Annotated in this window: 19 protein-coding genes; 14 read left to right on the forward strand and 5 right to left on the reverse strand. The window is 66.8% G+C overall.

The features are described from left to right. Positions 1-37: 37 nt before the first annotated feature. Genes thrC through A9995_RS11145 form a run of 7 tightly spaced genes read left to right on the forward strand, consistent with a single transcriptional unit; the run spans position 38 to position 4755 of the window. Positions 38-1438, forward strand: a complete 1401-nt coding sequence (gene thrC, locus A9995_RS11115) for a threonine synthase (protein ID WP_067612982.1) — start codon at positions 38-40, stop codon at positions 1436-1438. Further along, a complete protein-coding gene (locus A9995_RS11120; protein ID WP_067612984.1) occupies positions 1438-2328 on the forward strand; it encodes a class I SAM-dependent methyltransferase in 891 nt (296 codons plus the stop codon). The genes thrC and A9995_RS11120 overlap by 1 nt, the downstream gene beginning before the upstream one ends. Before the next feature lie 8 nt (positions 2329-2336). Further along, entirely contained in the window at positions 2337-2711 is a 375-nt protein-coding gene (locus A9995_RS11125) for a dihydroneopterin aldolase (RefSeq protein ID WP_067612986.1), read from the forward strand. After that, positions 2708-3046: a Rossmann fold domain-containing protein gene (locus A9995_RS11130; RefSeq protein WP_067612988.1), complete on the forward strand. Its 339-nt coding sequence runs from the start codon at positions 2708-2710 to the stop codon at positions 3044-3046. Before A9995_RS11125 ends, A9995_RS11130 begins: the two co-directional genes overlap by 4 nt. Then, complete coding sequence (moaA, locus tag A9995_RS11135) at positions 3043-4044, forward strand: GTP 3',8-cyclase MoaA (protein ID WP_067612990.1); 1002 nt, start codon at positions 3043-3045, stop codon at positions 4042-4044. Before A9995_RS11130 ends, moaA begins: the two co-directional genes overlap by 4 nt. After that, positions 4044-4286, forward strand: a complete 243-nt coding sequence (locus A9995_RS11140; RefSeq protein WP_067612992.1) for a MoaD/ThiS family protein — start codon at positions 4044-4046, stop codon at positions 4284-4286. Before moaA ends, A9995_RS11140 begins: the two co-directional genes overlap by 1 nt. Further along, entirely contained in the window at positions 4279-4755 is a 477-nt protein-coding gene (locus A9995_RS11145; protein ID WP_067612994.1) for a molybdenum cofactor biosynthesis protein MoaE, read from the forward strand. Before A9995_RS11140 ends, A9995_RS11145 begins: the two co-directional genes overlap by 8 nt. Positions 4756-4793: 38 nt before the next feature. Here A9995_RS11145 and A9995_RS11150 read toward each other — a convergent pair whose 3' ends face one another. Further along, positions 4794-5315 carry a hypothetical protein gene (locus A9995_RS11150; RefSeq protein WP_067612996.1) on the reverse strand — a complete coding sequence of 174 codons (522 nt, stop codon included), beginning with the start codon at positions 5313-5315 and terminating at the stop codon, positions 4794-4796. A 202-nt stretch (positions 5316-5517) separates the two neighbouring features. On the opposite strand from A9995_RS11150, the gene rplU reads away from it, so the two are divergent. From rplU to A9995_RS11165, 3 genes are all read left to right on the forward strand, one after another. Continuing rightward, entirely contained in the window at positions 5518-6081 is a 564-nt protein-coding gene (gene rplU, locus A9995_RS11155) for a 50S ribosomal protein L21 (RefSeq protein ID WP_067612998.1), read from the forward strand. A gap of 12 nt (positions 6082-6093) precedes the next feature. Further along, a complete protein-coding gene (rpmA, locus tag A9995_RS11160) occupies positions 6094-6363 on the forward strand; it encodes a 50S ribosomal protein L27 (protein ID WP_067613000.1) in 270 nt (89 codons plus the stop codon). Positions 6364-6580: 217 nt separating this feature from the next. Beyond that, positions 6581-7135: a GNAT family N-acetyltransferase gene (locus A9995_RS11165; RefSeq protein WP_067613002.1), complete on the forward strand. Its 555-nt coding sequence runs from the start codon at positions 6581-6583 to the stop codon at positions 7133-7135. Positions 7136-7153: 18 nt separating this feature from the next. Here the strand turns inward: A9995_RS11165 and A9995_RS11170 are convergent, their stop codons facing one another. Next, the gene (locus A9995_RS11170) at positions 7154-8047 is read right to left on the reverse strand and encodes a metal-dependent hydrolase (protein WP_082992662.1); all 894 of its coding nucleotides are present in this window, start codon (positions 8045-8047) and stop codon (positions 7154-7156) included. A gap of 88 nt (positions 8048-8135) precedes the next feature. Then, entirely contained in the window at positions 8136-9101 is a 966-nt protein-coding gene (locus A9995_RS11175; protein WP_082992663.1) for a metal-dependent hydrolase, read from the reverse strand. A 32-nt stretch (positions 9102-9133) separates the two neighbouring features. Between A9995_RS11175 and A9995_RS11180 the strand changes: the two genes are divergently transcribed. Beyond that, complete coding sequence (locus A9995_RS11180; protein ID WP_067613004.1) at positions 9134-9733, forward strand: TetR family transcriptional regulator; 600 nt, start codon at positions 9134-9136, stop codon at positions 9731-9733. Here A9995_RS11180 and A9995_RS11185 read toward each other — a convergent pair. After that, positions 9717-10457: a folate-binding protein YgfZ gene (locus tag A9995_RS11185; protein ID WP_067613006.1), complete on the reverse strand. Its 741-nt coding sequence runs from the start codon at positions 10455-10457 to the stop codon at positions 9717-9719. The two genes, A9995_RS11180 and A9995_RS11185, sit on opposite strands and share 17 nt — an antisense overlap. 39 nt (positions 10458-10496) lie before the next feature. Here A9995_RS11185 and pyrC point away from each other — a divergent pair, with 39 nt between their 5' ends. Then, a complete protein-coding gene (gene pyrC / locus A9995_RS11190) occupies positions 10497-11555 on the forward strand; it encodes a dihydroorotase (RefSeq protein ID WP_067613008.1) in 1059 nt (352 codons plus the stop codon). Here pyrC and rarD read toward each other — a convergent pair. Next, positions 11552-12460, reverse strand: a complete 909-nt coding sequence (rarD, locus tag A9995_RS11195) for an EamA family transporter RarD (protein WP_067613010.1) — start codon at positions 12458-12460, stop codon at positions 11552-11554. The two genes, pyrC and rarD, sit on opposite strands and share 4 nt — an antisense overlap. Before the next feature lie 180 nt (positions 12461-12640). On the opposite strand from rarD, the gene A9995_RS11200 reads away from it, so the two are divergent. Beyond that, positions 12641-13123, forward strand: a complete 483-nt coding sequence (locus A9995_RS11200; protein WP_067613012.1) for a glycine zipper 2TM domain-containing protein — start codon at positions 12641-12643, stop codon at positions 13121-13123. A 209-nt stretch (positions 13124-13332) separates the two neighbouring features. Further along, entirely contained in the window at positions 13333-14046 is a 714-nt protein-coding gene (locus tag A9995_RS11205) for a hypothetical protein (RefSeq protein WP_067613014.1), read from the forward strand. The last annotated feature ends 10 nt before the right edge of the window (positions 14047-14056 follow it).

Below are 14056 nucleotides of genomic sequence, written 5' to 3' on the forward strand. Positions count from 1 at the left end.
TTGCCCGCCGCCGGGCTCCAAGCTAGGCGCTGCTGCGATGGATTACATCTCGACCAGAGGGGGCGCACCGACGCTCGATTTCGCCGGTGTGACGCTGGCCGGGCTGGCACGCGATGGCGGGCTCTACCTGCCCGCAAGCTGGCCGCGCTTTTCGACCGCCGAGATCGCCGCGATGCGCGGGCTGCCCTATGCCCAGCTCGCGGCGCGGGTGATGCAGCCTTTCGTCGGCGACAGCCTCACCCCCGAACGGCTGCACGAATTGTGCGAGCAGGCTTATGGACGCTTCGCGCATGCCGCGGTCGCCCCGCTGGCCCAGCTCGACCAGCGCCACTGGCTGCTCGAGCTGTTCCACGGACCGACGCTGGCGTTCAAGGATGTCGCGCTCCAGTTGCTCGGCCTGCTGTTCGAGGAATTCCTGGCGCGCGAGCAGGGCACGCTGACTATCGTCGGCGCTACCAGCGGCGACACCGGCAGCGCGGCCATCGATGCGGTCGCCGGGCGCGACAAGGTCGAGATATTCATGCTCCACCCCAAAGGCCGGGTGAGCGACGTCCAGCGCCGTCAGATGACCACGGTGCGCGCGCCCAATGTCCACAACATCGCCATCGAGGGCAGCTTCGACGACGCCCAGGCGATGGTGAAGCGGCTGTTCGCGGACGAGGCGATGACCGCGAAGCACCGGTTGGGCGCAGTCAATTCCATCAACTGGGCGCGGCTGATGGCGCAGGTGGTCTATTATTTCGCCGCGGCGCTGCAATTGGGTGGGCCAGAACGCGAAGTCGCCTTCAGCGTGCCGACCGGCAATTTCGGCGATGTCTTCGCCGGGCATGTCGCGGCGCGGATGGGGCTGCCGATCGCGCGGCTGGCGGTGGCGACCAATGTCAACGACATCCTCCACCGCGCACTGACCAGCGGCGACTATTCGGCGGGCGAGGTAACCGCGACCGCCGCGCCGAGCATGGACATCCAGGTCAGCTCCAATTTCGAGCGGCTGCTGTTCGATATCGGCGGCCGCGATGGTGTGGCGCTGGCCGAACAGATGCACGGCTTCGAGGGTACCCGCGCGATGCAGCTCACCAATGCCCAGCGCGAGGGCGCGGCGGCGCTCTTCACCAGCGCGCGCGCCGATCAGAGCGACATGGCGCGGGCGATGCGCTGGGCCTGGGACGCAGCGGGGCAAGTGGTCGATCCGCACACCGCGATCGGCCTGCATGCCGCGCGCGCGCTCGAATTGCCGGGCGATGTCCCGGTGGTGACGCTGGCGACCGCGCATCCGGCGAAGTTCCGCGATGCGGTCGAGCGGGTCATCGGGCAGCGCCCGAGCCTGCCGCTGCGGGTGGGCGATCTGTTCGCGCGCGAGGAACGCTTCTCCGAGCTGCCCGGTGAATACGAAGCGGTGCGCGATTTCATCTTTGCGCATGCGACCCCGCGCGGCTGATGGCGCAGTTGCGCAGGGAGCCGCTGCTGATGGTGGGCGAGGGCTGGGACGCCTACCGCCTGCTCGATAGCGGGCATGGTCGCAAGTTCGAGGCTTATGGCCCGTGGCGCTTCATCCGCCCCGAACCGCAGGCGATGTGGTCGCCGCGGCTTGGCGAATGGGATGCGCATGGCGAATTCGTCCCCGGCTCGGACGAGGATGGCGGCGGGCGCTGGCAGTTTTCTTCGCCCGTTCCCGAGGAGGGCTGGCCGCTGGCCTATGGCGAGGCACAATTCACCGCGCAGTGCACGCCGTTCCGCCATCTTGGATTCTTCCCCGACATGGCGCCGGTGTGGGAGTGGATGGGCTCGCAATTGTCGACGCGCGCGGATGCCGAGACACTCAACCTGTTCGGCTACACCGGGGTGGGGTCGTTGGCATTGAGCCGCTACGGGCGGGTTACCCATGTCGATGCGAGCAAGAAATCGGTGGCGCAGGCGCGCGAGAACGCCGCGCTCTCGGGCATGGAGGATCGCCCGATCCGCTGGCTGGTCGATGATGCGGAGAAATTCACCGCGCGCGAGGTGCGGCGCGAGCGGCGCTACGACGGGATCATCCTCGATCCGCCCAAATTCGGACGCGGCCCCGGCAACGAGATATGGCGACTCGAGGAGGGCCTGCCCGGGCTGGTCGGCGAGTGCCGCAAATTGCTCGATGCCGAGAGCAGGTTCCTGTTCCTCACCGTCTATGCGGTGCGAATGAGCAGCCTCGCGCTTGCCGGCCTGCTTGAGGAAGCCTTCGCGGGGCTGCCCGGACTGGTCGAACATGGCGATCTCGCGGTCAGCGAGCAGGGCGAGGGCGCCCGTCTGCTCCCCACCGCGATCTTCGCGCGCTGGTCCAATCCGGGCTAGGGAAGCGCATGACCGATTCGCTGCATCTGGAAGTCGCCGATTTCGAACACGATGTCCTCACCGGCATCTATTCGGAGGAAACCGGCAAGCCCCAACCCTTGCGCTTTGCGATCACCGCGCGGCTGAAACCGCTGGCGCGCTACGAGCCCGAGACCTCGCTCGATGCCTCGAAGAACTACATGGACCTCAAATTCGCCGCGTCCGGGGCGCTGCCCGCGGGTGTGCATTTCAAGCTGATCGAGGCGGTTGCGGACCATGTCTGCGAAACGCTCTTCCTGCAGGATGCGCGGGTCGAGGCGGTTACGGTGAAGATCGTCAAGCTCGCCATCGCCGAGGCGGGCGAGCGAATCGGGATCACGCTGCACCGCGAGCGCCGCGGATGAAGCGGATCGCGGTCGACGATCTGCCGCCCGAGCCGCTGGCCGCGGCGGGGCTGTTCCACCAGCACTGGCTCCCGCATGTCGAAGGCGCGCTCGAGAGCGGCGAGGATGTGATGGTGACGCTGGCCGCCGCCGATCACAGCCATCGCGAATGGCGGCTCGCAATCGCCGCCGGTCTGGCGCGTGCGCATACGCCGCAGCGGATCAATCTGGTCGCGGGCGAAGGCGCGGCGCTCGATGGTTTCGAGGCATGGCTCGCCAACGCGCCGGGGATCACCGGACAATATTTCGAGAGCGACGGGACCGGTGCGGGCGATCCATTCGTAGAGGCACCATGAATGGCAAGCCGCTCGTAGACGCCTACCAGCGTCGTATCACCTACCTGCGCCTGTCGGTGACGGATCGCTGCGATTTGCGCTGCAGCTATTGCATGCCCGAAATGATGCGCTTTCTGCCAAAGAAAGATGTGCTTAGCCTCGAGGAATTGCACCGTCTCTCGCTCGCCTTCATGGCGCGAGGGGTGCGCAAAATCCGGCTGACCGGCGGAGAACCGCTGGTCCGCCCCGACATGATCGACCTCGTCCGCGCGCTGGGCCGCCATGTCGGCGAAGGGCTCGACGAGATCACGCTGACCACCAACGGTACCCAGCTGGTGCGCCATGCCAGGGATCTGGCGCGCGCCGGGGTGCGGCGGGTCAACGTCTCGCTCGATACGCTGGATGCGGCGCGTTTCGCGAGCCTGACCCGGCGCGATGCGCTGGCGCAGGTGCTGGAAGGGATCGCCGCGGCGAAGGATGCCGGGCTGGCGGTCAAGCTCAACAGCGTGGCGATCAAGGGGGTGAACGAGGCCGAGCTGCCCAAGCTGATCGCCTGGGCGCATGGCGAGGGTCATGGAATCACGCTGATCGAGACCATGCCGCTGGGCGAGGTCGATGGGGAACGGATCGATAGCTATCTGCCGCTCGATGCGGTCCGCGAGTGCCTCGAGGCGCGCTGGACGCTGACGCCGTCGGATCACCGCACCGGCGGGCCGGCGCGCTATTTCGACATTGCCGAGACCGGTGGACGGCTGGGGTTGATCACTCCGCTGACCGAGAATTTCTGCGGCTCGTGCAACCGGATGCGGGTGACCGCGACGGGCCAGCTCTACCCCTGTCTTGGCGGCGGCGAGGCGGTCGACCTGCGCGCCGCGCTGCGCTCCGATCCCGGCCCGCACGCGCTCGACGCCGCGCTTGACCGGGCGCTGGCGGTCAAGCCCGAACGCCATGCCTTCGCGATCCGCAGCCGCGGCGAGGCGCCGGCACTGGCGCGGCATATGTCGGTGACCGGCGGCTGATGGCGGTCCGGATCGTCTTTCTCGGTCCCTTGCGCGATCTTGCGGGGGTGGCCGAGCGCGATGCCCCGGCGCCGCTCGACTGGGCCACTCTCCTCGAAACGGTCGGGCCCCAGCTTGCCGAGCAATTGCGCGAGGAGCGGGTCCATGTGGCCTGCGCGGGCAAGGTGCTCGCCGACAAGACCGCTCTGCTCGCCCGCGATGGCGAGGAAGTCGCGCTGCTGCCCCCGGTCAGCGGTGGCTAGACTCGCGCTGTCCGGCGCGGCCGATGTCCGCCTGCTCGAGGCCGGACTCTCGGTCGGCGAGGCGCTGGCGGCGTTCAACGCCGCGCATCCGCAGGCGGGCGGGGTGGCGAGCTTTCTGGGCAAGGTCCGTCCCAGCGCGGGCGATTCGCCGGTCAAGGCGCTCGAACTGACGCATTACGAACCGCTCACCCTGCCGGGGATGGAGCATCTGGCCGAGCAGGCACGGAAGCGATTCGCGCTCGACGGCGTGCTGGTCTGGCACCGGATCGGAGTCCTGACGCCCGGCGAGGGGATCGTGCTGGTCGCGGCGGCGGCACGGCACCGGCGCGGCGCGCTGGAGGCGGTCGATTTCCTGATGGATCACCTCAAATCTGCGGCGTGGCTGTGGAAACGCGAAAAGCGCGGTATTGGCTGGCACTGGATCGAGCCGCGCGCCGAGGACCATGCCGCTCTGGCCCGCTGGCAATAATTATCCCCGGTTGATCGGGCGTTCGGGACCGGCAAGCCTTATGGCGTCACACGGGCACGCAGTTCGGCCAGCGCCGCGTCTTCCTGCTGGACCAGCGCAATAACCGTTTCTCTCGCCGCATCGATCTGCACCCGGTCCTCGGCCGCGATCGAGGCGGCGATGTGGAGAATGTCCAGATCGGCCAGCGCGATAGCGGTGTCGCTGCGGATCGATTCGAGATCAGACAGCGCGACCTGCGCCGCGCCCCAATTGTCGCTGCCGACCGCGGCTCGGCCCGTACCCGCTACCGTGCGGCGTGCGCTTCCTTCGCTGCGGGTAAAGCGCGCATGTGCCGCGCGGGCGGATTCGACCAGCGTGGCGAGCCGACCTTCTAGGCTACCCTCGTAGTTCACCGGTATTTCGGGGACATCGATGGGAGCGACCGGGATCGGTTCGAACTGGCCCTTCGCACGCTCGACATCGCGGATCGCGAGCGAGGGATAGTCCTCGCCGGTGCCGGCGCAGGCGGACAGTGCCAGGGCACAAAAAGCGGGCAGGGCAAGGCGGGCTGGGCAAGACATCGCCGGTCTGATAGCACGGGTATGCCGTCGCGCCACCGCGTTGGCGAGCGACCGGGTGAATTTTCGCCGGTCGAGCGTTGACTTCGGAGGGGCATTACCTTAACGGCACCCATCTTTCCGGGCCTCGTCATTTGGCGGGTCGACGGGCGCGCCGTGCCTTCGCAAGAACGCGGCACAGCATTTTGAATGAGAGAAAAGCACCATGTTCGCAGTCGTGCGCACGGGCGGCAAGCAATACCGGGTTGCCGCCGGAGACAAGATCGCAGTTGAAAAGCTCGCAGGCGAAGCCGGCGACACCGTGACGCTGGGCGATGTCCTGCTCGCAGGCGAAGGCGATGATTTCGCCGAAGCCGGCAAGGTGATCGTTTCGGCGGAAATCATCGCGCAGGCCAAGAGCGATAAGATCGTCGTCTTCAAGAAGCGCCGCCGCCACAATTACCGCCGCAAGTCCGGTCACCGCCAGCAGATGACGCTGCTGCGGATCATGCAGGTCGGCGACACCAAGGCCGAGGCCAAGCCGGCTGCGGCCAAGGCTGACGCTGCGCCCAAGGCTGCTTCCAAGACCGCCGACGCACCGGCGAGCGAGACCAAGACCGAAGCGAAGAAGGCTGCTCCCAAGAAGGACGGCGCGCCGTCCAAGTCGGGTGCGCACGCTACCGACGCCGAGCAGGCTGCTCCCAAGAAGGCTGACGCCGACAAGAAGCCTGCTGCAAAGAAGGCTCCCGCCAAGAAGGCCCCGGCTGACAAAGCCGAAGACAAGAAGTAAGGATACCCGACGATGGCACATAAAAAAGCAGGTGGTTCGTCCCGCAACGGTCGCGACTCCGCAGGTCGCCGCCTCGGCGTGAAGAAGTTCGGCAGCCAGGCGGTGGTCGCTGGCAACATCATCGTGCGCCAGCGCGGCACCAAGTTCTACCCGGCGGTCAATGTCGGCATGGGCAAGGACCACACGCTGTTCGCGCTCAACGATGGGATCGTACGATTCCACTCGGGCAAGCTCGGCCGCAAATATGTGTCGGTCGATCTGCAGGCGGAAGCCGCCGAATAACCGGACGGTTCGATAACGGGATCGTCCACCAGGATGGTCCCGGCCGGGTCAAACTCCGGCACACTCAGAGGGAGACGGCGCCATCCTGATTACAGGGGCCCCGTCTCCCTCTTGTCGTTTCTCCCTCTAAAATCCGCGGATGGGGTGTCCACGGAAGCGAAATTGTCATGCGCCTCCCCTAGCGGAAGCGGCGCAGGGCACAGCGGGGAGAAGTCCGATGTTCCATCGCAGCGACAGGATCATGCTGCGTCCGATCTGGCTCGAAGACGCGCCGGAGATCTACGAAGCCATCAACGACGAGGGTGTGGTGCGGAATCTGGCGCGCGCACCATGGCCCTATGGGCTGCAGGATGCGCGCGAGTTCACGCTGAGCAGCGCCGCGCCCGGCACGGCGCGGTTTCTGATCACGCTGCCCGACATTTCCGGTGCGCCGATCGTCGGGTGCGTCGGTCTGGACCCTACGGACGACGCCGGACACGAACTGGGATACTGGATCGCGCGCAAATACTGGGGCCAGGGGCTCGCGACCGAGGCTGCACGCGCGGCGCTGGATGTCGCGCGGGCGTTCGGCTGGAGCCGGTTGAGCGCGGCGCATTTCCTCGACAATCCGGCCTCGGGCCGGGTGCTGCTCAAGGCCGGGTTCGCACCGACCGGGCAGACCGCCGAGCGGTTCAGCCGAGCACGCGGCTGTACGGCGCGGGTGGCGTGTTTCGCGGTGGATCTCGGGCGCGGCGAGGAGGCTGAAGACCCTCCGCTGCTCGACGCGGCGTAGCCTGGCGCCGATGCGGGCCTATTCGGCGGGCATCAGCGCGGCTTCGAACTCGCCCTCGTATTTGCCGATCAGTGCGCGATCGTCGTGGTCCCAGGGGTGGAAGCCGGGGCGGAAGTAGCTCAGCCAGGCGGGGAAGATCCGCCGCAGCACGCCGGGCGCGACCGTGAGGTATTTGAACAGGCCCCAGCGCGCCTTCCAGCCGGTGATGCCATCCTGCGCCAGCAGATCGATCGAATCGATCCAGCGGTTGGTCAGGAACCGGCCTGTGACGATCATCATCACCACGGAGCGGCGCATCCAGCGGCGGAACGGGGTCCAGTCGCGGGTCGCGTGCTCGAAGGTGTCGTAGGCGACGCCCTTGTGCTCGATTTCCTCGACCGCGTGCCAGCGCCACATGGCGCGCACTTCGGGGTCGGAATCCTCGAAATGGCTGGGGTTGGCGAGGAATTCATGCGCCATCATCGCGGTGTAGTGCTCGAGCGCCATGGTCACCAGCAGATTGGCGATCGGCGGGCGGCCCTTGGTGAGCGCGAGCAATTGCTCGACGCGCTTGTCGATCTTGGCGATGTCGTAGCCGGCATCCTCGGCGAGCCGGTTGAAGGCTATGTGCTCGCGGGTGTGGTTGATTTCCTGGCGGACGAAGGCGCGGATCTCGCCCTCGAGCTTGGGATCGGCACCGGCGCGGTGCGCCTTGACCGCCTCGATGAAGAAGGCCTCGCCGCGCGGGAAGGTGGCCGAGAGCGCGTTGTGCCATGCAGTTCCGAAGGCGTCGCCAGCCCACCAGCGGCTCGGCTTGGCATCGCGGTTGAAGCGCTCATTGCGCACCGTGATCTCGAGGCCCTCGGGCGTCGGCGGGGTGCGCAATGGCATGCGCTGGGCAGAAGCGGCATCGAACTGGGTAGGTGCGTTCATGGAACGGCTCCGTCGCTGAAATACAGCGAGAGAACTAGGCGTTACTTACATTAATGTCAATAAGGATCAGATGGCCTGTTCCGCTGGCCTACTCCGCGGGCATCACCGCATCGGAATAGGGGCTGGTGTCGAGCCCGATCAGCGCGCGGTCGTCGTGTTGCCAGGGGTGGAAACCGGGTTTGAGGATCGCCGCCCATTCGAAGAACATCCGCCGCATCATCCCGGGCTTCCACCACAGGAAGGCGCGCAGCTTGCGCCGTGCAGTGCGGCGGTCGAAGCCGTCCTGCATCAGCAGCCCGATCGCATCGCGCACCCGGTTGCCGAAATATTTGCGCGTGATCAGCACCGCGATCAGCGAACGGACCTTCCAGCGTTTCCACGCGCTCCAGTCGCGCGTGGCGTGCAGCCAGACGTCGTAGACCAGCCCCTTGTGCTCGATCTCCTCGGTGGCGTGCCAGCGCCAGACATCGGCGGCGACCGGGTCGGCGCCCGCGAGATATTCGGGGTAGGCGAGCAATTGGCGGCTGATGATCGCGGCGAAATGCTCGAGCGCGATAGTGATCGCGAGATTGAATTCGGGCGGACGGCCCGCGGTCAGCGCCAGCATGTCGTGAATGCCGCGATCGATGCTTTCGACATCGTAGCCATGATCCTGGACCAGCCGGTTGAAGGCGACATGCTCGCGGGTGTGGTTGATCTCCTGCCGGGTGAAGACCTTGACCTCGGCAGCGAGCCGGGGCGGCAGATCGGCACGGAAGGCTTTGAGCGTATCGATGAAGAAGGCTTCGCCGCGCGGCAGGCTGGCGCTGACCGAATTGTACCAAGCGGTCGCGACCGGATCGTTCGAATGCCACCAGCGCGCGGTCTTGTGTTGCCGGTCGAACCGCTGGTCGCGAACGATCAGCGCGTGTTCTTCGGGGGTGGCGCTGCGGCTGGCGATCCGCAGCCCATCCTGCGTCCTGTCGTCCGCCAGCGCGCCTTCAGGTCGCTTGTCGTCGGTACGACTGCGTTCTAGGCCCGGTTCGGGATCGAGGGAGCTGTCTCGGTTCACCATGATGATTAAGAATCTATTAGGGATGCGAATCGATGGCAAGCCGTAAACGCCTGAGCCCCGAAGCGTCGCGGCTTGCCGCGCTCGAGGCGGCACGCGCGCTGCTGATCGAAAGCGGTCCGCAATCGATCACGCTGAAGGCGGTCGGTGCGCGGATCGGGCGTACCCATGCCAATCTGCTCCACCATTTCGGCTCGGCCGCCGGGCTGCAGAAAGCGCTCGCCGGGCATCTCGCCGCCAATGTCTGCGATGCCATCGCCGAGGCCGTGCTGGCGAGCCGGGCGGGGCAGGGCTCGCCGCGGCAGGTTGTCGACCTCACTTTCGATGCCTTCGACAAGGAAGGCGCGGGTGCGCTGGCGAGCTGGATGATCCTGACCGGCAACGAGGACGCGCTGACCCCGATCGTCGAAACCATCCACGAACTGGTCGACGAGATCGCTCCCGAAGAGGCCGATTCACATGAAGAGATCATGCGCGTTCACGAGGAGACGCTGGCGCTGGTGCTGATGGCGATGGGCGATGCGCTGATCGGCGCCGCTCTGGCGCGTTCGCTGGGCCTGCCCGAATCCGCCGCGCGCGACCGCGCCGAGCGGATGTTGCTGAGTTCGGTACCCGGGCTCAGTCAGCCGGAATGACCGCCGAGCGCTGCCATTGCGGCAGCGTGGCGGGATCGAGGTCGGCAACACGCAGGTGATCGATGGCGTATCCCAGCTCGGGATAGGCGGCGCGGCGGCGCTTTTCGTCCGACGTCTCCAGCGGGACCACCACCAGCCGGCGGCTGACCTTCTGGCGCCAGTTCATCCGCGCGGTGTTTTCCTGTCCGATGTAGCAGCCCTTGTCGAAGGCCACGCCGTTGAGCTCGACCGCATTGGTCTCGAGCCACAGAATATCGCCCAGCTCGGCGCGACCCTCGGGCACGCCGAGCGACAGGCGATGCGCCAGCCATTGGGTATCGGCGGCCTGATCCTCCTCGCTGGCGGTTCCGACCCAGCGCTGGCCTAGTCCCGCGAGACGCGGATCGGGGGTTCCGCCATCACCCGAATGCGCCTCCCAATGGACCGCGACCGCGGGATCGACCGCGATGTCGATCTTGCGCCGCAGCCGGTAGAGCGAGAGCCGCTTGGCGAGTTCCTCGGCAGCGTCCTGCTCGCAATCTATCAGCAATTCGCCACCGCCCGCAGGCCAGACGATGAAGTCGAACATCGCCTTGCCCTGCGCCGAGAGCAGCCCGGCATAGGCGGGCAAGACGCCCATGACATTGTTGGTGACCAGTCCTTGCAGGAAGCTGGCAACGTCTTCCTCATCTGATTGCGGGGACAGGCGAACAATTGCGCGGTCGAACAGGCGGGTGGCTGGCATGGGTGACAGATAGGGCGGTGCGCGCCATAGGCAAACCTTATGACGGAAACATCTCGACCCGCTCCCGATTCCCTCACCATCCGCCGCCCCGACGACTGGCACCTGCATTTCCGCGACGGCGCGACGATGCGCGCGGTCGTCCCGCACACCGCGCGCCAGTTCGCCCGCGCGATCGTGATGCCCAATCTGTCGCCCCCGGTGACGACCACCGCGATGGCGGCTGACTATCGCGAGCGAATCCGGGCGGCGGTCCCCGCTGGGCTGGATTTCACCCCGCTGATGACCGCCTATCTCACCGATGACACCGACCCGGAGGATCTGGCGCGCGGCTTTGCCGACGGTGTGCTGACCGCAGCCAAGCTCTATCCCGCGGGCGCCACCACCAATTCGGCGAGCGGGGTGACCGATATCCGCCGCCTCGATGCCGTGCTCGAGCGGATGGCAGCGATCGGCATGCCGCTATGCATCCACGGCGAGGTGACCGAGGCCGAGGTCGACATCTTCGATCGCGAGGCGGTGTTCATCGACCGCGTGCTGGCGCCGCTGGTCGCGCGGCTGCCCGAACTGAAGGTGATTTTCGAGCATATCACCACCGAACAGGCGGTCGACTTCGTCGATGCTGCGGCTCCGCAGGTCGCGGCGACGATCACTCCGCAGCATCTCCATATCAACCGCAACGCGATCCTGGTCGGCGGCATCCGCCCGCATATGTTCTGCCTGCCGGTCGCCAAGCGCGAGCGGCACCGGCTGGCGCTGCGCCGCGCCGCGACTTCGGCGTCGGTGAAATATTTCCTCGGCACCGACAGCGCGCCGCACCATCGCCACGACAAGGAATCGGCCTGCGGCTGCGCCGGCATCTTCAACGCGCCCTTCGCGCTGGAGAGCTATCTGGCGGTGTTCGACGCCGAAGACGCGCTCGACCGGTTCGAGGGTTTCGCCTCGCTCAACGGCCCGCGCTTTTACGGGCTGCCGGTGAATGAGGAGCGGGTGACGCTACAACGTGTCGCAACGCTGGTCCCGGACGAGGTGGACGGCGGCGATGCGGCAATCGTCCCCTTCCATGCGGGCGAGACGCTGGGCTGGCGGCTGGTCGGCTAGACCGGCCCGATCGGCTTTGGCGCCCGGCTGCGGCGCCACAGATCCCAGCCGAACAGCGCGGCGGCGGCCCATATGAACCCGAAGCACGCGGCCTGCGCGGGCAGAAGTGGCAGGTCGAACACGGTCAGCCCGAGCACGAAGACGATGCTGGGCGCGAGGAACTGGATGAAGCCGAGCGTCGAATAGGGCATCCGCTTGGCGGCGATGGCGAACATCAGCAGCGGGATCGCGGTCAGCACCCCGCCGAGCACGATCGCGCCGCTCAATTGCGGGCTGACGGCGAAGGACGAGCCCTGCTCCATCGCATACCAGGCTGCGATCCCGATCGATGGCAGGAGCAGCAGCCCCGATTCGATCGTCAGCCCCGGCAGCGCGCCGACGGGCACCTGCTTGCGGACCATGCCGTAGATCCCGAAGCTGAACGCCAGCGTCAGGCTGATCCACAGCGTGGTCAACGCCCCGTCGAGCAACAGCGCGACGCCCAGCGCCGCCAGCCCGACCGCGACCCATTGCGTGCGGTTGAGCGTCTCGCCCAGCAGCAGCGTGCCCAGCAGCACATTGATCAGCGGGTTGATGTAATAGCCCAGGCTCGCGGCATAAACCTGGCCCTCCTGGATCGCCCAGACATAGACGAACCAGTTCACCGCGATAAGCGTGGCGCTCAGCAACAGCCAGCGCAGGCTCTTCAGATCGGCGATGGCGGCGCGCAATTGCGGTCCCTGGCGGCGCACCCAGACGATCAGCAGGCAGATCGGCAGCGTCCAGACGATCCGCCAGGCGACGAATTCGGCCGAGGGCACCGCACGCACCAGCAGCAGGTAGAGCGGCAGGAACCCCCAGATCACATAGGCGCCGATCGCGGCGGGCAGTCCGGAGGGCCGCGAGTCGGATTCTGTCTGGTTCATTGGCGGCGGCTAGGACCCGCCCGGACGCGGGGCAAGCTTCAACTTGTCGATAGGATCGGCTCGGTTCGTCGCACAAATTCAAAGCTGACGAGGTGGTTGCAAACCGTTCATAATCGGGGCGATATTGCTGAACAAATCGAGCGACGAGAGGTCGCATCGCAGAAAGCAAAGGACTGAAAAATGGCAAAATCATTCACCCTCGCCGGAATGGCCCTCGCCGCGACCGGTCTCGCCCTTTCTGCCCCCGCCGTTGCCGCCCCCGCCGCGCATTCCTCCGCCGCCCCAGCCGGCGCGTCGCTGGTCCCCAGCTTCGCGACCCCGCATGTCTTTCATGAACAAACCTCGCAGATGCAGCGCGACCGGCGCGACCGGCGCTACCAGAAACGGGGTCGCAACCAGAGTCGCGACAATTACGAGCGCTATTCGTCCAATTACGACCAGCCGATCCGCAACAACACCCGCATCTGGCGCGGCGACGACGGTCGGGCCTATTGCAAGAAGGACGATGGCACGACCGGTCTGCTGATCGGTGCCGGTGTCGGCGCGCTGATCGGCAACGAAGTCGCAGGCCGTGGCGATCGCACGTTGGGTGCGATCCTCGGCGCCGCCGGCGGTGCGCTGCTCGGCCGCGAGATCGATCGCTCCAGCACCCGCTGCCGCTAGACACGTTTCGGTTTCGTCCGGGCCCACCCCGGTCGAAACGCGGTTCCACCGGGCCGCGGAAGGCGCCGTAGTTCTCATTCCGAGAGCTGCGGCGTCTTCATGTTTACCGGCCATCCGTCCCGCAATGGCGCAAGGCGTGCTGGGCATCTGGCCAAGCGTGGCAGCGCTGGAGTATGGATCGCTCCGAATTATCACCCGGAGTTGTCCCGATGCGCTTTCCCTTTGCTACCCTAGCCCTGCCGCTCGTCCTGCTGGCCGCCTGCAGCAGCGAGCCCGAGGAAACCGAAGCGAGTGGCGATCTCGATCCGGCGAGCGAGCAGGCGCTCAACGACGATCTGATGACCGATCCCGATCTCGCCGGGAGCAATCAGGGCAATGCCGCGCTGTCCGGTTCGGACGATCGTTCGCTGCCCAATATCAATCGCACTCCCGAAGCCATCGCTGCAGCGCGCACCCGTGCCGCCGAACTCGTGGGCGGGGCCGACGCGCTGCGCGCGGTCCCCGCACCGCGCGATCTGGGCGCTGCTCAACCGGTGACCCCGGCGATGCAGAAGGCGGCGCAGGCCGCGGTCGCACCGGGCGGCACCAATTGCGAATCGCGGGTCGAATACACCACCGCCTGGGCGGCCAAGCTGCCCGGTACCTTCCCGGTCTATCCGCGCGGCAACACCCAGGAAGCTGCCGGGACCGACGAGGGCAGCTGCGCGCTGCGCGTCGTGTCGTTCCTCACGCCGGTGCCGCTCGACGATGTGCTGGCCTTTTACCACACGCGTGCGCTCGCCAATGGCTATTCGGCCGAACATGTGAAGGCCGGAGGCGACAACATCCTCAGCGGCACCAGCGGCGAGAACGCGTTTGTCGTCTACGGTCGCCGACTGCCCTCGGGCGTGACCGAGATCGATCTCGTCACCAGCACCCCCTAGGCGCGGCGCC

The sequence above is a fragment of the Erythrobacter sp. QSSC1-22B genome, assembly GCF_001678665.1.
In the GTDB taxonomy this organism is placed as follows: Bacteria; Pseudomonadota; Alphaproteobacteria; order Sphingomonadales; family Sphingomonadaceae; genus Qipengyuania.